This is a genomic window from Caballeronia choica, assembly GCF_001544535.1.
In the GTDB taxonomy this organism is placed as follows: domain Bacteria; phylum Pseudomonadota; class Gammaproteobacteria; order Burkholderiales; family Burkholderiaceae; genus Caballeronia; species Caballeronia choica.
In genome coordinates this window covers 1-18735 of record NZ_FCON02000020.1, presented here as the reverse complement: position 1 = coordinate 18735, position 18735 = coordinate 1, and the positions used below count along the sequence as shown (strand labels likewise).

The 18735-nt window shown below is 59.3% G+C and carries 18 protein-coding genes and 2 pseudogenes; 15 read left to right on the top strand and 5 right to left on the bottom strand.

The features are described from left to right. Nucleotides 1–138: 138 nt before the first annotated feature. From ybiA to AWB68_RS11735, 5 genes and pseudogenes are all read left to right on the top strand, one after another. A pseudogene (gene ybiA / locus AWB68_RS51355) lies at nt 139–620 on the top strand (riboflavin biosynthesis intermediates N-glycosidase). An 82-nt stretch (nt 621–702) separates the two neighbouring features. Then, a complete protein-coding gene (locus AWB68_RS11750; RefSeq protein ID WP_087644524.1) occupies nt 703–2106 on the top strand; it encodes a metallophosphoesterase family protein in 1404 nt (467 codons plus the stop codon). A gap of 231 nt (nt 2107–2337) precedes the next feature. Then, the gene (locus AWB68_RS11745; protein ID WP_087644523.1) at nt 2338–2889 is read left to right on the top strand and encodes a hypothetical protein; all 552 of its coding nucleotides are present in this window, start codon (nt 2338–2340) and stop codon (nt 2887–2889) included. Next, nucleotides 2877–5198 (top strand): AAA family ATPase, encoded by a 2322-nt coding sequence (locus AWB68_RS11740; RefSeq protein WP_087644522.1) that lies wholly within the window; start codon nt 2877–2879, stop codon nt 5196–5198. The genes AWB68_RS11745 and AWB68_RS11740 overlap by 13 nt, the downstream gene beginning before the upstream one ends. A gap of 70 nt (nt 5199–5268) precedes the next feature. Next, nucleotides 5269–5667 (top strand): hypothetical protein, encoded by a 399-nt coding sequence (locus tag AWB68_RS11735; protein ID WP_087644521.1) that lies wholly within the window; start codon nt 5269–5271, stop codon nt 5665–5667. A 126-nt stretch (nt 5668–5793) separates the two neighbouring features. Here AWB68_RS11735 and AWB68_RS11730 read toward each other — a convergent pair. Then, a pseudogene (locus AWB68_RS11730) lies at nt 5794–7101 on the bottom strand (phosphate acyltransferase); the annotation flags it as partial. Between the two features lie 392 nt (nt 7102–7493). Between AWB68_RS11730 and AWB68_RS11725 the strand changes: the two are divergent. From AWB68_RS11725 to AWB68_RS51350, 3 genes are all read left to right on the top strand, one after another. After that, nucleotides 7494–7946, top strand: a complete 453-nt coding sequence (locus AWB68_RS11725; RefSeq protein ID WP_087644520.1) for an HU family DNA-binding protein — start codon at nt 7494–7496, stop codon at nt 7944–7946. 94 nt (nt 7947–8040) lie between these two features. Next, a complete protein-coding gene (locus AWB68_RS11720; RefSeq protein WP_087644519.1) occupies nt 8041–8607 on the top strand; it encodes an HNH endonuclease in 567 nt (188 codons plus the stop codon). 316 nt (nt 8608–8923) lie between these two features. Further along, on the top strand, nt 8924–9388 hold the full coding sequence (locus tag AWB68_RS51350) for a DUF1488 family protein (protein WP_087644518.1): 465 nt from the start codon (nt 8924–8926) through the stop codon (nt 9386–9388). Here AWB68_RS51350 and AWB68_RS11710 read toward each other — a convergent pair. The 3 genes from AWB68_RS11710 to AWB68_RS11700 all read right to left on the bottom strand — a co-directional run bounded on the left by AWB68_RS11710 (nt 9352) and on the right by AWB68_RS11700 (nt 11100). Further along, nucleotides 9352–9819, bottom strand: coding sequence for a hypothetical protein (locus tag AWB68_RS11710; RefSeq protein ID WP_087644517.1), 468 nt, complete (start codon nt 9817–9819; stop codon nt 9352–9354). The two genes, AWB68_RS51350 and AWB68_RS11710, sit on opposite strands and share 37 nt — an antisense overlap. 209 nt (nt 9820–10028) lie before the next feature. Beyond that, a complete protein-coding gene (locus AWB68_RS11705; protein ID WP_087644516.1) occupies nt 10029–10754 on the bottom strand; it encodes an RES family NAD+ phosphorylase in 726 nt (241 codons plus the stop codon). Beyond that, nucleotides 10714–11100, bottom strand: a complete 387-nt coding sequence (locus tag AWB68_RS11700) for an MbcA/ParS/Xre antitoxin family protein (RefSeq protein ID WP_087644515.1) — start codon at nt 11098–11100, stop codon at nt 10714–10716. The genes AWB68_RS11705 and AWB68_RS11700 overlap by 41 nt, the downstream gene beginning before the upstream one ends. 470 nt (nt 11101–11570) lie before the next feature. On the opposite strand from AWB68_RS11700, the gene AWB68_RS11695 reads away from it, so the two are divergent. The 5 genes from AWB68_RS11695 (at nt 11571) to AWB68_RS11680 (ending at nt 15935) form a co-directional block, all read left to right on the top strand. Beyond that, entirely contained in the window at nt 11571–12452 is an 882-nt protein-coding gene (locus tag AWB68_RS11695; protein ID WP_087644514.1) for a hypothetical protein, read from the top strand. Beyond that, complete coding sequence (locus AWB68_RS11690; RefSeq protein ID WP_087644513.1) at nt 12445–12924, top strand: hypothetical protein; 480 nt, start codon at nt 12445–12447, stop codon at nt 12922–12924. Before AWB68_RS11695 ends, AWB68_RS11690 begins: the two co-directional genes overlap by 8 nt. 463 nt (nt 12925–13387) lie before the next feature. After that, complete coding sequence (gene rpoD, locus AWB68_RS11685; RefSeq protein ID WP_087644512.1) at nt 13388–15397, top strand: RNA polymerase sigma factor RpoD; 2010 nt, start codon at nt 13388–13390, stop codon at nt 15395–15397. 89 nt (nt 15398–15486) lie between these two features. Then, entirely contained in the window at nt 15487–15663 is a 177-nt protein-coding gene (locus AWB68_RS48175; RefSeq protein WP_160110000.1) for a hypothetical protein, read from the top strand. 59 nt (nt 15664–15722) lie between these two features. Beyond that, nucleotides 15723–15935 (top strand): H-NS family nucleoid-associated regulatory protein, encoded by a 213-nt coding sequence (locus AWB68_RS11680; RefSeq protein WP_087644511.1) that lies wholly within the window; start codon nt 15723–15725, stop codon nt 15933–15935. Nucleotides 15936–16094: 159 nt separating this feature from the next. Here AWB68_RS11680 and AWB68_RS11675 read toward each other — a convergent pair whose 3' ends face one another. Then, entirely contained in the window at nt 16095–17393 is a 1299-nt protein-coding gene (locus AWB68_RS11675) for a hypothetical protein (protein ID WP_087644510.1), read from the bottom strand. Between the two features lie 344 nt (nt 17394–17737). Here AWB68_RS11675 and AWB68_RS11670 point away from each other — a divergent pair, with 344 nt between their 5' ends. Together AWB68_RS11670 and AWB68_RS11665 are read left to right on the top strand one after the other, a co-directional pair. Then, complete coding sequence (locus AWB68_RS11670; protein WP_087644509.1) at nt 17738–18316, top strand: DUF4337 domain-containing protein; 579 nt, start codon at nt 17738–17740, stop codon at nt 18314–18316. A 140-nt stretch (nt 18317–18456) separates the two neighbouring features. Beyond that, nucleotides 18457–18687, top strand: coding sequence for a hypothetical protein (locus tag AWB68_RS11665; protein WP_125482917.1), 231 nt, complete (start codon nt 18457–18459; stop codon nt 18685–18687). The last annotated feature ends 48 nt before the right edge of the window (nt 18688–18735 follow it).

Below are 18735 nucleotides of genomic sequence, written 5' to 3'. Positions count from 1 at the left end.
GCACTTCCTTCTCCGATCCCGACGCGATGAGAACATTTCAGCAAGGGCGGCTTGCTCAAATGTTTTCGACCGCGCTCATGCGCATCGAATTCGTCCGCCTCGGCGGCCCATCTATTTGTTCACGCGAAGGAGTCTCCAATGCGTAGAGTCGGCAACTTCACGCTGTTCTTCGGCGCGGAGGATGCTTTTAGCAACTGGCATCCGTGCCGATTTTCCTATCACGACGTTCAGTTCGTCAGTGTCGAGCAGTTCATGATGCTCTCAAAGGCCAAACTGTTCGGCGATGAAGAAATCGCGCAAGCGGTACTCGCCGCGCATCTTCCGAAGGAGCAGAAAGCCCTCGGCCGCAAGGTCAAAGGCTTCGACCTCGAAACTTGGAAGGCGAGGCGAAATCGATCGTCTATGTCGGTTGCCGCGAGAAGTTCACGCAGCACCCCGGCTTGCGAACGTTATTGCTCGCGACGGCTCCGACCGAGCTTGTCGAGGCCAGTCCCTACGATCTCATATGGGGTGTGGGCTTGGGCGAGCGCGATCCAGGCATCACGGACAAATCCAAGTGGCGAGGCCAGAACCTTCTGGGCAAGGCGCTAATGAAGGTCCGCGACACGCTCAGTACCTAATCCATACTCTTTGAATGCGCCGCGAGGCGCGTCCACATCAATGGCTACCTCCGGGCGGCCTTTTTCGTTTCTAGGAGGCGACATGAAAATCGCTCATTTTTCTGACCTGCATTACGCACCCGGCAATCTCGAGGAGGCGGATCGATGCTTCGGGTATGCGACCGAGCATGCAGTGCTCGCCCACGCGAACGCTGCGGTGATTTCCGGTGACGCAACGGATCACCGGCTCGACGCTCATGCACCGTCCTTGAATCGCCTCGCGCGGCGCATCAACGGACTGAGCGGCAGCATGCCGGTGCTGATGTTGCAGGGCACGTTTTCGCACGAGCCGCCTGGGACGCTTCGCAACTTCGAGCTGATGTCAGATACGCACCAGATCTACGTTGCCGAGCGGGTTCAACAAGTCAGTCTTCACGAAGGCCGGTTCTACGCATCGAGCGGCCCGGTGTTTTCGGATGACGAGCTTCGCGAAGTGTTTGCGATCGGTGCCGACGTCGTGTTCACTTGCTTGCCCACGGTCAACAAGGGGCAACTGGCTGCCGCTGTCGGTGCGAAGGAAGCGGCGACAGGGCTGGAGGCAGTGCTTTCCGACTACCTCAGGTCGGCCGGACGGATCAACGATCGCCTTCGCGCGGCAGGCATTCGCACAGTCGGCGTATCGCACGGCACAGTCAACGGTTGCACGACTGAGCACGGCGTCACGATGGCGGGCTTCGATCACGAGTTCTCGCTTGGTGGTCTCTTCGAAGCCGAGTGCGATGCATTCATGCTAGGTCACATCCACAAGTCTCAACAGTGGGAGCGAGCAGGGCGAGTGATCGCGTACCCGGGGTCAATCGGGCGCTTTCATTATGGCGAAGAGGGCGGCAAGGGCTATCTTATGTGGGACATACAGGTGGGAAACGCGGAAGCGAATCTCATCGTAACGCCGTCTCGCGAGATCGTCTGTATCGACTTCGATGGCCCGCCCGACATGCAACGCCTTTCTGCGATCGCGCTCGATGCGACCGACAAGTTCGTCCGCATTCGTTGGCAAGTCGACGAAGAGCACCGTCAGTCAGTCGACCGCGACGCGATTGCGGCGCTGTTCACGAACGCAGCCGAGTTAAAGATCGAGGCTCGCGTTCTGCCGGTCGTCCGGTCTCGCGCACAAGGCATCAGTCTCGAGACGACAATCGACCGAAAGATTGAGCGTTGGTGTGAGCACGCGGATGTGGAGGCGGGGCCTTTGCTCGCTCGGTTTCAGCTTCTCGAAACCGCAAACGCGGAGACGATCGCCGCGCGCGTGTTGGCTGACCTCGTGGAGAGCGATGCTCTGGCGCAATGTTCGCCAGATACAGCGCCAGCTGCGGGGCAGGCTGAACGCACGGAAGCGGACGTTGAGTTGGCTATGCCCGATGCGACGGTTGAAGTCGTCGACTCGATACCAGCAGCGGCGCCGGCAACGCAGCTTTCGTGGCTCGATGATGATTTGTTCGCGGCGTAGTCCGCCTCGTGACGGGTCAATAAGCGAAGGAGGCCAGCACGGCTCCTTCGCATCGAACATGTAGCCGTGTTCCGATAGCTCGCGGGGTTATCGAAACAGAGGTTTCACCGCGTCATTGACGCATCGATTCAGTAGTGGCAGCACCTTTCTTTGGCAGTTCATTCATTCTTTCACCCTGGCGGGGAGCGATCCTTTCCAGGGAGCACTCCGCCCTTCTCATGGGAGTGCATCATGTTTGGTCTCTACCCCGCTGGTCCAGAATGGGTCCGCTCGTTCTCGCTCGCGGATAACTCCGCGAGCGATATTCAAAAGCCGCTGGTCGATTTTGCTGGCTTCACCACGGCGATCCAGCATCAGCCGTTTGGACAAAACCGTGGCGCTGCGCTGGCTCAGTTCGGGCAAACGTTGCTGTTGCTGGCGACGACACCGGGCGCTACCGAAGTTGCAGTCACGCCGACGGTGCAGATGCAGCATCTGCTCTGGTCGTATCAGGAGGGTTACGCGAGTCAGTGGTCTGCGGTGGAAATCCGTAGTCTCACCGGCTATAGCGGCTGGTCTGAGCTTCTGACGAACGCGCGACGCGAGTTCAGCAGAGCGTGCGACCAGGTGTCGTCTGCGCTCGCTGGGACGCTGCGTGCGCCGCAACGCGCGGTCGTCGGGACTGGTCTGAACGCGTCGTTCCCCAACGAGAATGACGACGCGTTCTATTCGGAGATGGCTGCCGTTTCGGCGTCATTGTCGGTGTCGTTGTTCGATGCGGAGGGCACGTCATGCGGCCTCTGAAGCTGACGCTCGAAGGGTTCGTCGGAGTCCGGGATGGCATCAAAAGAGAGAGCATCACGCTCGATCTGGAGTCGCTGCCGGATGGACTGATTGCGTTGACCGGCCCGAATGGGGCGGGGAAAACGACGATCATGGACAACTTGCATCCGTATCCGATCATGCCATCGCGCGCCTCGAAGCTTTCTGTGGACGCTTTCTCGTACTGGGATCACATCTGCGGTACCAGTGCGCTGAAGGAACTCGAATGGGAGCACGATGGCATTCGCTACCGGTCCTCGTTCACCTTTCGCAAGCCCGGCAAGACTGGCAAGGCGGAGTACTACCTGGCCTATCATGGCGTCGACGGAACGTGGCGTACGGTGTCGCTGCCTGACGGGACGGTGTCGGACGGCAAAGCGGAGTCGTATAACCGCTGTGTCGAGGCGATCAACGGTTCGCTCGAAACCTTCTTTACCAGCGTCTTTTCAGCACAGAATCGTCGTCCGCTCGCGTCGTATGGTGCGGGCGAGATCAAAACGCTTCTGGCTGAGCTGCTCGGCATCGAACATCTGAAGGCATTGTCGGCGAAAGCCGCTGATGTCGCGAAGATGCTCGGGAAGTCGCTCGATGGTATTCAGACGGAGCTCGGCGCCCTTGCTGGCAAGCGGCAGCGCAAAGCCGAGACCGAGCAATCCATCGTCGCGCAGGGCGCAGACTTGCGTGCGGCTCGCGGGCAACGTGAAGCCGCGCTTGAGCAGTTGGGCAGGCTGACGCAGGAACGTGCAACGCTCGCTGCGAAGCAGGCTGAATCCGCCTCGGTCGAGGCGCGTCTGCGTGAGTTGGGCGTGCGCCGCGACGACCTGTCGAAGTCGTTGAGAAGCGCTGCCGACGACGAGCAAGCTGCATTAGCTCGAAGCCAGCAACGCGTCGCAGTGCTCAATCGGACGATCGCCGCGCATCGGGCCACGCTCGCGCGTCGAGATGCGATCCTGGGCGCTGCAGCAAAACGTGAAGAAGCTGAACTCGGGATCGCTCGGGAGGAGGCGAAGTTCACGCCCTTGCTGCGCGCGATAGCGGAGCTTGAAGTGAAGCAGGCGACGCTCAGCACGTTGAGTGTTTCAATTTCAAGCTTGATGAACGAGGGTTCGACGAAGGCCGCTCATTTCGAAACGTTGAACCAACAGGCGGCTGTCGTCGGGCAGGTTCCATGTGTCGGTCATGCGATGCACGCAAAATGTTCGCTGCTTACGCAGGCCTTGCAAGCGAAGGCGCAAGCCGAAGCGCAACGCATCTCGGTGGCCGACCTTCGTGCGAAGTACCGCGAAAAGAAAGCACAGGCCGATGCGCTCGCCCCAATTCCTGCCGAACTGGCGGCGCAGCGCGTCGAGATGTTGGCCGTGACTGATGCGGTCGCCAAGCTTCGGCGTGCGCTGCAAGCCGCGACCGAGCTTGCTGCGAGAAAGCCGCTTCTCGAAGCTGCTGCAACGGGTCTCGAATCCGCGCAAGCGGAGTTCCATTCGAGCGCAGAAGAGGGGGCCGCGAGGACAGCTAGGTACGAGTCTGAAAAGGCGCGTATGACTGCCGAACTGGCTCGGATGGCCGACGAGGTGACGCGTCTTGCCGCTGTCGACGTGGCCGCTGCTATTGCGAAACTGGACCGCGACCTAGCGTCAATCCGTGAAGCCATCGCGGCGCTCGATGGTCGAATTGAAGCATTGATCCGTTCGCAGAGCGGGCTGCAGGCAGAAGGCGAGGCGTTGGCGGTCGAGCTGGAGAAGTTCTGCGCGACGCAGTCTCGCGCGGACCTCCTCTCCGACGAAATCGCGCATTGGAAACTGCTCGCAAAAGGACTCGGCAACGATGGCGTGATTGCACTGACCATCGATGACGCAGGCCCGGCGCTGACAGATACCGTCAACGAGCTTTTGCTCGCCTGTTACGGCATGCGCTTCACAGTTGAAATCCGCACGCAACGCGCGCTCGCCAGTGGCGAGTTGCGAGAGGGCTTCGAGATCCTCGTCCACGATGCTGATTCCGACAGTAGTAAGTCGGTGTCGGTGATGTCGGGTGGCCAGAAGGTCTGGATCAACGAGTGCCTCACGCGCGGCATTGCGCTGTACCTCGCCCGGAATACGGGTCAGCCGTATCAGACCCTGTTCAGTGACGAGTCGGACGGGCCATTGGATACGCACCGCAAAGTGCAGTTCATGCGCATGAAACGCGAGGTATTGCGGCAGGGCGGGTATCAGCGAGAGTTTTTCATCTCGCAGACACCCGAACTTGTCGCAGAGGCCGATGCGGTAATCGACGTTCAGGCACTCGCTGCCTGAGCCTTTCTTGACCCTTGTGGGGAGTCGCCCCACAAGGGGCGTTCCTCCAAATCTTTTCGAGGAGCCTTTTATGGCCTATTCGTGCACAGACCTGGCCGATGACGTCCTTAACGAAATGCTCGCGCGGGGCTGGATTCAATCCACGCAGTATGGGCCTGAGGACACGCAGGCACAGTGTGGCGCGGTGATGAAAGCGATCGGCGACGCGGATGACGCGCTTCGCCTCGCAGCGCACGCGAAGCAGTTTCATGCGGAGCTGCTCAGCGCGGTTGGGACACTCACCGGCATTAGCGAGCAGCACGGGCCGTTGGCGCTCGCCTATGTCGTCGATCTGCAGATGGCGATTCTGAAAGGATCGTTTATCGAACTGTCGGCTGAAGAAGCGAAGTCGTTCGCTTTCGTCAGAGACTTGCCTTCGGGCGGTCGCTGGTGGGCGCACGTCAAAGCGATGGAAGCCTCGAAGCGCTGACAATCGCAATTTCCTTTTCACCCTGCGGGCAAGCGACGCTGCCGACAAAGATGAATAAGCGGGTACGCCCTGTCTAGTCCTCCGACAGGGCGTAGATATACCGCAACTGATATTTGAGCGCCGCAGCTACTTGAGCGCAACAACATCCGCCACCAGCAGCGCCGTCATATTGACGATCCGGCGAACCGTTGCTGACGGGGGTAATACGTGTACCGGCTGAGCCGCACCCAGCAGAATCGAGCCAATTGCCACGTTGTTGCCGGCGGCCGTCTTCAGCAGGTTGTACGAGATGTTGGCCGCGTCGATATTCGGCAACACCAGCAGGTTCGCGTCGCCTTCCAGCGTCGAATCTGGCATCACTTTGCGGCGCAGGTTGTGGTCGAGCGCGAGACCCCCATGCATTTCCCCGTCCACCTGCAGATGCGGCGCGCGGACACGCAGGATCGCCAGCACATCGCGCATCTTCTGCGCTGACGGTGCGTTGCTGGTGCCGAAGTTCGAGTGCGACTGCAGCGCGACCTTCGGTTCGATACCAAAACGACGCACTCCTTCAGCCGCCATGATCGTGATCTCGGCCAGTTCTTCGGCTGTCGGATCGACGTTCACGTGCGTATCGACGAGGAAAATCTGCCGACCCGGTAGCACCAGCGCGTTCATCGCTGCGTAGACGTTGCAGCCTTTCTTCTTGCCGATCACCTGATCGATGAAGTGCAGGTGCCGGTGCGTCGTGCTCACCATGCCGCAGATCATGCCGTCCGCTTCACCCCGCTTCACCAGCATCGCGCCGATAAGAGTGGTGCGGCGGCGCATTTCGAGCTTCGCCATCTGCGCAGTAATGCCTTTGCGCGACATCATCTTGTGGTATTCCTGCCAGAAGACACGGTAACGCTCGTCGTGGTCGGTGTCCACGACCGTGTCGTCGCGACCCGCGACCAGACGCAGTCCATAGCGGGCAATGCGCTGCTCGATCACCACCGGGCGGCCGATCAGCATCGGCTTGGCCAGTTTCTCGTCGACGATAATCTGCACCGCGCGCAGCACGCGCTCTTCTTCGCCTTCCGCGAACACAATGCGCTTCTTCTCCGGCTCGACGCCCCGTGCCAGCTGGAAGATCGGCTTCATGATCGTGCCGCTCTGATAGACGAACTGCTGCAAGTGCTGTTCGTACGCTTCCATGTCCTCAATCGGACGCTCGGCGACGCCCGAATCCATCGCGGCCTTCGCCACGGCCGGCGCGAGCTTGACGATCAGACGCGGGTCGAACGGCTTCGGAATCAGATATTCCGGCCCGAACGATAGATCCCGAATGCCGTAAGCCGTCGCGACGATATCGCTCTGTTCCTGGCGAGCCAGCTCAGCAAGCGCGTTGACGACCGCAATTTCCATTTCACGAGTGACCGTCGTTGCGCCGGCGTCCAGCGCGCCCCGGAACACCGGCCGCACCGACCAGGAGGTAGCCAATCTTCTGGGCCTCTCTAGTCATCGCACCACGGTGCGACTAAGGCAAACGCTTGGGCCATCACCCAATCCTGAATGATTGCAGGGGGGTGGGAACGGCGCGCAGAACTGCGACATCTCACCTGCGCATCGTCCTGCATCACCCTTTTGCCACGCGGCTCATACGGTCGTTGCCAAACCGGAAGGGATACAGGTCGTTGTTTTTGCGTCGCGTCGGCCGCAAAGCCTTTATTTTCGGGGCTCCGTTTGTTGCAACTTGCCCGTTGCGTTGCTACGCTAGCGCCACCCTGAGGGATTCGCCCTTTGCGTATGTCGGTGACGATGCAAAGGCGAAGGTCTCAGGCCAAACCTTCGAATATGAGGACGTCATGGCAAAAACGAGTGCAACGAAACCTGCAGCGAAGACCCCGAAAAAAGCCGTTACTGCTGTCGAAAAGAAAGCAACAGCGCCTCTCGTGAAGAAAGCTGCGGCTCCTGTCGCGAAGGCGGCGGCGCCAGCCCCTCTGAAACCAATCAAGGATTCGTTCACCAAGGCGTCGCTGACGGTCCACCTGGCCGAGCGCGCGGGCGTCGAACCGAAAGCCGCCAAGGCGTTGATGGCTGCTCTCGAAGAGACGGTGCTCGCATCGGTCCACAAGAAGGGCGCTAAGGAGTTCACGCTACCCGGTTTGCTGAAGGTCGTCGCTCAGGATGTGCCCGCGAAGAAAAGGCGCTTCGGCAAGGACCCGTTTACAGGTGAAGACAAGTGGTTCGCCGCGAAACCCGCATCCGTGCGACTAAAAGTGCGCCCGCTCAAGAAGCTCAAAGACGCCGCGCTCTAAGCGACACTGAAATGAATCCAAGCCCCTTTGTGATTGCGCCCAAGGGGGTTTTTTCAGGCTTTTGGACTTTCTCGCCTAACCGTTGCGGAAACCGATGCGTTTAAGCCATATTCGGTTAACCCACAGTCTGCTCCTCGATATCACCATCTTGCTCCACGACTTGCACACATCCGGCGATCCTGCTCTTCAACGAGATGTCTTTGTGATCGATGCTTCAGGAAATTCCCTGGCCATGTGCACTCGGGCTCGCGCGCAACAACTGGTTGAACGTAGTCGTGCGCGGGTGGAGCAGGCGGAGCCCTTCACCATTCGCATCGACCGGACGAACTCGGATTTGTCGAGCGCAGCGGACGCGGCGAACACTGCGCCGACCCTTCAATCGTCAAAAAAACAGAAAAAGCGGCTCGCCACCATACGGCTGCTTCAGCGACGCGACGGCAATGCTTGCTTCTACTGCGGACGCACGATGAAAGAAGGGGAAGCAACCATCGAGCATTTCGTCGCACTGGCCGCGGGCGGACCGGACCATCCGGATAATCTGGCGCTTGCACACGCAAATTGCAATATCCGCGCTGGACGCTTGAGCGCCGTCGCGAAAGTGCGGCTTCGCGCGCGAATCCTACGCGACGTAGAACGCGACTCGCGATCGACGGAATGCTGAGGGGCGGCGCTTGCCGCTGTGACAGGCGCTTGGGAATCGGTTCCATGGTTGCAGGTGGACCCCGGATCGCCAAGCACTGTGACGATGTTATGTCATTCGACTTAGCGAAAATGCCGATTGAGAAATCGGGCGCTGACGTGCGGCCTTATTGTGATCACAGGCTGGCGGCGTAGTTGCTTGATGTCAGGACCGACGACTTCCGGCACAAAGAATTCAGCAATGACAAACCTTGAATCGCTCGCTGTGACACGGCGGCGAGTTTCTTTGATAACAAACACACAGGTGTGATGTGGACACGAAAGTTGCGCCGTTGCCGATGGTGTCGCACGGCGGAGAGGCCGTCGAGTTTGAGATCGAGATCCGTGGGAAAAGGCTCCCGTGTTCGGTTGCCCGCGAGGCGCTCGAAGATCACTTCTGGCTCGCAAGGCAAGCGGACGACGCTCGCCTCCTTCGCGCCTTCGCGGATGGCCGAAAGCGGATTGTTGCGATGGCCGAACAAGGCTCGTCGATTGTCGGCCGAGGCGATTACACTGACGTCACTGGATTTCGCACGGTAGGACCGACGCAAGATGATGCAGAGGGCCGCCATGCAGGAGTTGAAAGACGCTCGGCAAGCGTTCGACGTAGTGATGAGCGAACGGAATGCGAAGGAAGCCGGCTGATATCGCCGGGGCATCCTTCGTCATCGTCTGAGGCGGGCATAGCGAATCCCATACATGGCGGTCCGCGATTGGATGGTTCTTTTCATCCGAGCGTCTGTTTTATTCCTTCCATAAATTGAACGGTCTCATAGTCTCGCACGAGTTTTTCGAAGCCCTGGACGACGTCGGCTTCCATCGCGTGAAGGCCTTTTTCGCCTTGAAAGTTGGATCTGAAGGCTTGATTGAACCGGTTGTTCAAGTAAGAACTGACTTCCTCAATTTTCTCGGCGCTCGCTGAGTTCGTGAACAGAACCGACTTGGGCGAGGCCGCGTCATAGAAGAGGTTGTGCCGCCATTTGGGTACAAAGTTGGCGGGCCTGACCTCGGTGATCCACATAGAACCGATAACTCTAATCTTCCCCTTCATGCCCTTGGGCGTAATGAAGGTCCATACCTTGCGCGGCAGTCGTTCTTGAAGTTCGGCGAGCTTGTCAGTATCGGCTCCGAGCGTGCCGATACGCCCTTCGTGTACATCCGATACGAAGTCTTTCCAGTAGAAAAAGATGTCCAAAGGTACTCCGTTCTTAAATCGACGATTTCGAGTCAAATTTCGGCCAATTGGACGCAGAACTCAGCGGTGCAGTTCCCAATGGCGTCGAGTAATGGGCAGTGGGCCTCACGGGGTCGAACCACTCGCGACGGCGGGTAAAAGCAATTTCCTAATATAGGCTGATGTCAGTTCCCGCCGACCGTGAGAAGGCCAATCCATTCCGTCAGCGCCTATTTCCAGAAGCCTGCCGGGAATTCGAACGCCTCGGGCGACAATACGTCGCTCTTCTGCCAAATGACTCGATCGAGCGTGACTGACAAATTCCACGTTTCAGCGGCAACAGGTTCTTTCTTCGCAAATGCCTTGGGCGTCAGCACCGCGATGCATCCACCTTGCGCTGGATCACGCACGGAACGATACACGATCGCGTCGACCTGAGCCTCGCGCGCGACCCCGGCAAACGCTTGACAGTAGCCATGCTCGGTTTTGTTCTCGAAGGCATCCTGCTGGCGTAAAAAAGGTGGCCGGCGCAGATCAACCGCGCGCCCCTGAATGGTCGTCTTGAAGAGCGTCTGAGGCAACGTATCGATCGATCCGAGCGACGGTGATTCGGTCAGAAAGCGCCAGCGCCAATAGCCAAGCTCTGCACACGCGGTGCTCTTGTCGTAGGCGGCGTAGAAGACACCCGGATCATAAGGCCGTCGAAAGCGCGAGCCATGCTGGGACGTCGGATATCGAAAGGGCGTGAATAGGAGCCAGTGAAGTCCGAGGGCCGTTGCAGGAATCGGAGGTTTTGACGTATCGAGCAACGCTTCTAGCTGAGCCTGTTCGGCCAGACTGTCAACGAGCGACATTGTCGCGACGCGATGTTGAGCCTCGACAGCACGCCAGGTATCCTCGATAAGCTGCCGAGCCTCAGATGCGACCTCGATAGAGGTCCAGGTATTCAACGACATTAACGAGTCCCTGAGCGGAGCGGATGAGATCGATTGGTCTCGCATTCAGCGCGGTGTTCTCGCCCGTCAGCCATGCTTGAGCTTTCTCTCCTGGACCCACGATGGCATCGAGTGAACGAAACAAACGCACCAGCAATAACGCTAACTCCCATTCCTTTCCTCGCGATTGCTCAAGTTGGTAAGTGCCCGCGACGAGTCGCGAGACGGAAGACGTGCTGAGTCCGAGCACGTCAGCTAGCGTTGCCTGGCTTATACGGAGAGCGGCCGCCGCGCGGACCGCCGCTTTCGACAGCGTGGCCGCCGGTGTCGGACCAGCCGCGGCGTGATCTTTCGTTCTCGATGCCATTATAACCTCCAATCTCTACAGAAATATTATCACACGATAGTTTCTGGAGCAATATATCGGGATTATCGCGGCCGCTGGCAGCAGAGGTCCGGCCAAAAAGGGGTTCAGCATCTACGTTGCAAAGTCCGTCATGGTCGCGATCCTGCTGCGGGACCACCCGTCGACGTGCTCGTCTCGGAAAGCGCGCCGCGCCTCATATTCAATCGTGCCCGCGTCGCGACGCTTGAGATCGATCAGCGGGGCGGTCTCGGCCAGTCTTTCGACCTTCTGACTGAGCGCAGCCAATTCGCCGGTAATCGAGTCGACACCAACCGACCTCGATACCTGTCTTTGTCGTGTCACCGATAAAGTGACCGATAAAGTGACGACAGCAGCGTCTCCAATTCACAACGCCTTTTTGCTTAATAATTAGGCAAGTTTAATCAATGTGTTGTAAAACCGGAAAACGTGCAAACGGAACGGTACTGCCTATGCTCACCACTGCGCGCATCGTTTTTGCAAGGGATGCTGCGGCCAATGTTGTGGCTACGAGCGATGTCTTCGCCTCAAGCCGCGCCGTATATTTCTGCGTCGCCTGTGGCGAAGAACTGCAGCCTGAAGTCCCGGAAGACGGGCGTCCTTATTTCACGCACGGGTGCGGAACCACGTGCCCGCTTGCGGCACATTACGCGTTGCGTGCAGCCGCTCAGCACATTCTTCTGGAAAGTCGCTTTATCAGAGTGCCGCCCGCGGCCCGAGCGGGGGATGTTGGCATTCAAACTCCGCTCGTCCAGTGGACCGACTCGATAGCCGACATCGAGGTCGTTCGTGTTCCGGTTGACTTTCTCGCTGAGACTGCAGAGGGTCAGCTAATCGTGGAATTCATCATTCCAGGCTTGCCGCCTCGAGTACCTCTCGAACGCGTCGAGAAGCTCGAGGTGCCGGCATTGGTCGTCAGCCTGCCGGACCCCGCTTATATCAAAGGATGGGCGGCCTTACGGCAGTGCGTCCTTCACTCCATTGAGAACAAGAAGTGGCTTGTCCCTATGGAGAGAACACTGCGACACGCCCCGCCGTGGCCGGGCGAGGCGTCGCACGTCGCGTCCGTGCTCGGTGTCGCGCACAACCGGGCGCCTTCGTCATGGACGTCACCGCTCGATTTTGCCGACAATGCCTTCTACCGGCAGTTGAACCACGCGGAACAGCTGGAGGTGCTTCAAACCCAATTGGCGCTGCCTTGTGACCAGTGGCCCGCCGATGTCGACATCGAAATACCTGGGGAGGACTCGTTCGGCGTGGATCGTCGCGTCTGGCAGGCAGATGTGTTCAGTCACTTTGTCCCTGCCAGCGAGCACAGATTCGCTCGTGCGTGAAGTTGCGTGTGCCGACGTGCTGCGATATCTCACCGAACGGTACTGGGTCGAACCGGTTCAGGAAAAGGCCGCGAGAGCCGTGGTCCTTCACTACGCGCAGCGTCTGGTCGAGCGGGGTGCTCTGTCGCCCTTGATCGAAAACCTGGAGGAGCCGACCTACGTGGTGACGACGGGCAGGATCCCTGCTACCGGCGACGACCTTACGTGGGTGTCTCATGCCACGCTGTCGGCGAGCCAGTTACGCGTGCTGTCTGTCCAAGCGGGCCTGAAGATTCCAATCAACCTTGTCCAGGAGCTTCTCGAATCGTTCGATGACTGCCATCCGAGTGTCCCGGTCGACAGGTATGCCGTCATGCTCGCGCGGAAGCTGCACGCGCCACCGCGAAGCGTGCTCGGGTTTTTGAGGGACGCGGGTCTGGCAGTCGAAGGCACCCGAAGAACCGCCTCTGCGACCCAAGAGACCTTGTTCTGACACGGCAGCCAAGGTGGGTTTCGCTGAGAGAAAACCTTCCATCCGGCAACACACCGATGGATGAGCCGGATGCGCACCACGCCGCGCGGCCGACTACCCTGGAAGGTGCAAGCCGAGGAGGGCGTTATGAAGACTTGTGCCACGAAAAGCTGGACGAGCGTCTAACAATATCGTTCAGCGTCCCACGACAAGAGCGTGTCATCGAGCGAAATGCGGCCAAGCAAGTGGCTAATTGGCAGAACACAGCAATTTTCTGTTATAATGAGCGAAGGTGCATTTTGCGCGTCGTAGTCGTGCAACGTGTGCGTCGTTCCAAACCGGCTCGCCTCCTACGGGCCGCGTCCTTTGCTCGTTGCGATCCTTGCATCCGTCTGTGCCTACCGTTGTGACCCTGTTCGTGTCGCGCAGGCCGCGACGTCTATGGCCATTGTCGCCAGCGCCGAGCAAACCTCGAGGAGAGTCAATGCGAAGTTTCGATCAGGAAGATTCAGGACCCGACACGGCCGCAACCGCGCGCAAAGCTCCGGGCCGGCGCGCGTCGAAGGGCAAGACAGTCGCGGTCTTGCTGCCGATGGACGCCGCGTCCACGGCGTTGCAGGACGAAGAGCGCCAACTCCAGATGCGCGCACTCATCCAGTTGGGCAAGGAGCGCGGCTACCTGACCCACGCGGAAATCAACGATCACTTGCCCGATAACTTCGCGCAGACCGCCGCGATAGAAACCATTGTCAGCACGTTCAATGACATGGGCGTAACGGTCTACGAGCAGGCTCCCGACGCGGAAACACTGCTGCTGAACGACGCGGCGCCCGCTGCCGTATCGGACGACCAGGCTGATGAGGAAGCGGAAGTCGCACTTTCGACCGTCGACTCCGAATTCGGCCGCACCACCGATCCTGTGCGCATGTACATGCGCGAAATGGGCGCTACCGAATTGCTGACCCGCGCAGGCGAAGTCGAGATCGCGAAACGCATCGAAGACGGTCTTCACGAGATGATTCAGGCGATTGCGGCCTGCCCGGCGACGATCGCGACGATCCTTGCGAGCGCGGAACAGGTTGCGGCCGGTGAAGTACGCATCGACGAACTGGTCGACGGCCTCAACGAAGACACTACAGAGGACGAGCCGTCGGGGTCGGACTCGACTGCTTCACAGGACATCAACACGGACACTGCCAGAACCGACGACGTCGACGACGCGGACGCCGATGACGACAGCGATCTCGAAGCAGCGGATACGAACAAGGCGAACGAAGCGCGCCTGAAACAGTTGACGAGCGACAGCCTCGCTATCTTCGCGCGAGTGAGTGAGTTGTTCGGCCAGATGCCGCATGCCAGCGTCGCAGAAGGCAAGGGGATAGCCGCCTTCGCACACCTGTGTAAAGAGATTCAGCGCGAACTCGCTCCGATCCGTTTTACCGCGCGAACCATTGACCGGTTGTGCGCCGATGTGCAACAGCAGGTCGCACACGTGCGCGCGGTCGAGCGGCGCATTTTGCAGATCGCCGTGGACCGGTGCGGGATGCCACGTGAAGAGTTCGTCGAGTCGTTTCCGGGTCACGAGACCGATCTTCAATGGACCGAAAAAGCGGCGGCGTCGCGCGAATACGGCGCCGCGCTCGAACGCAGCCTGCCGGCGATCCAGGCCGAACAGCAAAAGCTGATCGATATCGAAGTGAACGCGGTACTGCCGCTGCAGCAGTTGAAGAAGATCAACCGGCAGATGATGGCCGCCGAGTCGAAGATGCGGCAGGCGAAGCGCGAAATGATCGAGGCCAACCTGCGCCTCGTGATCTCCATCGCGAAGAAGTACGTGAACCGCGGCATGCACTTCCTGGATCTGATTCAGGAAGGCAATATCGGTTTGATGAAGGCAGTCGACAAGTTCGAATACCGCCGTGGCTGGAAGTTTTCGACGTACGCGACGTGGTGGGTGCGCCAGGCCGTGACGCGCGCGATCGCGGATCAGGCGCGCACGATTCGCGTGCCGGTGCACATGATCGAGACGATCAACAAGCTCAACCGCATTTCGCGTGAAATCCTGCAACAGACGGGGCAGGAAGCGCATCCTGCCGTGCTGGCCGAGCGCATGGAGATGCCGGAGGAAAAAATCCGCGGCATCCTGAAGATCGCGAAGCAGCCGGTTTCGCTCGAGACGCCGGTCGGGGAAGATGCCGATGCAACGCTTGGTGACATGATCGAGGACCCAACGGCGTCGTCTCCCGCGGACGCCGCCGTGCACGCGAACATGCGCGCCGCAATCGATGAGGCGCTCAATGCGCTCTCGCCGCGTGAGGCAAAGGTGCTGCGCATGCGTTTCGGGATCGATACCGCGTCGGACTATACGCTCGAGGAACTGGGCAAGCAGTTCGACGTCACCCGCGAGCGGATTCGCCAGATCGAAAGCAAGGCGATGAGAAAGCTGATGCATCCAAGCCGTGCCGACAAGCTAAGAGAGTTTCTCGACCGTTAAGCGAGGCACGCGCGCATCGTCTATGTCGAGTTGCATCGATAACGAAGATCGCCCGCGGTTCGCCACGCCGGGGCGCTCGCGTAAGTCCATTGCGCATCGACGAATTGGCAGCGGGCCGCATCATTACGCTGGACGGCGACGCTGAGGAGTTGTTTGTGCACTTTCTTGAAGTAAAGGCCGACGGCTTCACGTCGTCGCAATCAAAAGGTCGGCTTTGGAGTGAAGCAAGCCCGTTCTCGCAAGTTTGGGTGGGACCTGCGTCCTGATTATCTGGCGCTCCTTTGCGCCGCATCCCGAATCAACATCAAAGAGCAAATCTCCCGGAATGGAAATAGAGCAACCTAGCCTCAAGGAACTACTTGCGCAGCGCGAAACGCTTCAGCAGCAGTTGACTGCGGCACGCCAACGTGAAGCAGAAGCGGCCCTCGCCGACATCGTGCGCAAGATGCACGAGTATCAAATCAGCATCGCGGATCTGATGGGTCGACACGAGAGCCCAAAGGTCAGGACTACCCCTGCGCCGAAATATCGCGACTAACAAAGTGGTGACACGTGGACCAGTCGATGACTGGCGCCGCAGTTCGTCGACAAGAATCGGGACGGTTTTCTCGTTCGCGCCCGACCTCGGATTCCGGGAAGTGCGATGTGTTTTGTTCGTCGGCAGCGGGTGACTGTGTTCTTACCCCCGACCATCGACTCACAGCAATATCGCTTGCTGCAACAGCTCCAAAGCTTTCAGCTCGTCCAATCGGCCAGCGCGTGCTTTGCCCGCTAGCGTCTTGATCAGCGCCTCGGCTATCGGTTCGATACCGTCGAGATTTTCCAGGCTGGTCGCAGAAGTGTACGAGCGCGGCATCGGGGGTAACTGCTGGGCTGCAGCGCCGGGGTTCTGCTCGAGCGTCGCAGGAAGCGAGGCATCGCTCTCTGCAACTGCGGGACTGGCAAGCTCAGGGATTGGGTCGTCTGCATCTGCGTGATCTTGGTGGCTGACGACAATCGCCTCTTCCTCTCCCGAATCACCGGCGGAGTCAGGTGAGCTTTCAGGGGCACGTGTGGTCGGTCGTCGTTCCTGTTCGGATGCCTTACCGCGCGAAGCAGGAACAAGCAAACGGGACACCGATTCCGGGATCTCTGCCTCCGAGCGCGGCGTGTCCAGCCAGCCGGTTGGCAAACCCAGGCGCTCCGTGAAACGATTCGCTTCGGCATCGTCCATGCGTTTCTTGCCGTACAGCCGATGGGCCATGTTGGACCCTGTAAGTCCCATGACCACACCAAGTGTCACCTTGGATCCCTTGCGGGTCGTGAGAACGTGAAGGTTGGCGCGCCGGATATTTTGAACAGCCGCGCTGCCATTTAATGCCAGCGAAGGCTGTGGGCTCGCCTTCGAAGAGGCCTTGACGTTCGCAGTTGCGCTTTTCAAAGAGGTGCGAGCGCCAGGCTGCACGGCCGAATTTCTACTCTTCTGGACGGCCGCTGGCGACCCGCCAGTCGCTTTCTTTGGCATTTCCGGTTCCTCTGGCAAACGATCTTCGAATAATGGCTGTTCGCTGACCTTTGGGGCGGAAGCCGGCCTGAACGTCTCGTAGACTACTTCTGGTTCGTCATCCGGTTGAACAATGTCCAATGGCGATTTCAAACGGGCGATGGTCTCGGGCGCGAGCACAGGATTGGGCTGGTCAAAGAATCCATGCGGCAACCCAAGTGTGGTTTCCATGTGAAAGGCCGTCTCGGGCGTGAAGCGCTCGCCCTTCATCAGTTCGGCCAGTCGCGTCAGGTTTAAATCCAGTCCTATCGCGATGTTTTCTGCACCCACCGCATCGACCAGCAACTGAAACGATCGTGTTTTGAAAATGGACGCAGTCTGAGCCGCGTCTCGAGGAGGAGACCCTTTCACATAGGGTTGGCCCTGTCGGTTTGCTGGCGATTTCTTGACATGACGCGGTTGGCGCTGGCCGCTGTCACGAGATCCCGAGTATCGCTCGCGCGCTTGACTCATGAAATTGGGCTCCTGCCATAATTGAGACGAGTGCTTCGATTATAGACGAGGTGCTATCGACGTTTGCTTTGCCAAAAGCTCTACTGGCTGGGATAAGAGGGGCAAGTCGCAAAACAGTCTATCCGCGGCCCTGGCTGTGTCCATCAATGTGTCTGATGGCTTGCTTTAGCCTTCGAACGGCGGCAGGCGAGGAACAATGCCATCGTTGGCGCGATGGCAGCAATGGTCAGCAATCGTCAGCTAGTACGCGCGCGGCGATCTATGCGCGGGGGTGGGTGTGTCCTCTGAAATTTTTGTCCGGCACGCACGATCCGTTAAGCTTTTGTCTTTTTGCGCGATCTTCCATGTCCGATGAATTCGAAGTGCACGGGCCGCACGATCATGCGGTCGAACATGCGGGCAGTCATACGCCCGATCCGAACGCCGCGCGCATCGCCGTGATGACCGCGATCCTTGCAACCATCGGTGCCATTTCGTCCTATCAGAGTGGGGCGAACGAAAATCTCGCGTTGTTCTTCAAGAACGAAGCGGCAATCCACAAGACGGAAGCGGCCAATCAATGGGCTTATTACCAGGCTAAAGGGGAAAAACAGAATCTTGCTGAACTCGGAGCAGCGCTCAGCGAATCGTCTCCGGCTGCACGGGCACGCTTCGTGGCGGATGTGGAGCGGTATAGCGCGGAAAAAGGACCGATCCGGGCACACGCCGAGGCATTAGAGAAAGATGTCGAGAAAGACAATGCGACGAGCGAGGCCCTCCTGCATCAGCATCATCGGTGGGCGCAGGCGACCACCCTCATTCAGATTTCGATTGCGCTGGCCGCAATTACCTTGCTGACGCGAAAAAGGTGGCTGCAACGTGTGTCGATTGGCGTGGCCACGATAGGCGTGGTGGTCTGCGGCGCGGCGTTTCTTGGCGTGTGACTCGTTACGCATAGTGTGCCCGGTCAGCGTGACGCTGATGCGGACGTGCCCATGTCCGTAATCTTGCGCGAGGGCGACAATGTCGTGCTGAGCCAGGGCGGACAGTCGGTCGGGAAGGCGGACGGTACGCGATGGTATCGGTGGAGATCAAGGGCCCGAAGACCGGCGAATCGCTCGGACGTGTCGAGACGCCGTGCTGCGAAGTCGTGGTCGATCGCGTGATACCGAAGGTGAGCCACGGGCATCTCGAACACGTGCACGTGCCTCTCGCCGGCGTGCGCACCGGTGGCCTCCAGTTGCGATCTCTCGTGAAGGCGTTGGGCCGCGCCGTCGAGAGCGCAGTGCGTATTCCGGGCGAGCGTGACCAGTAATTCCGGATTATCGTGACCGGTGATTCCGGCATCGTGACCAGCATTTCC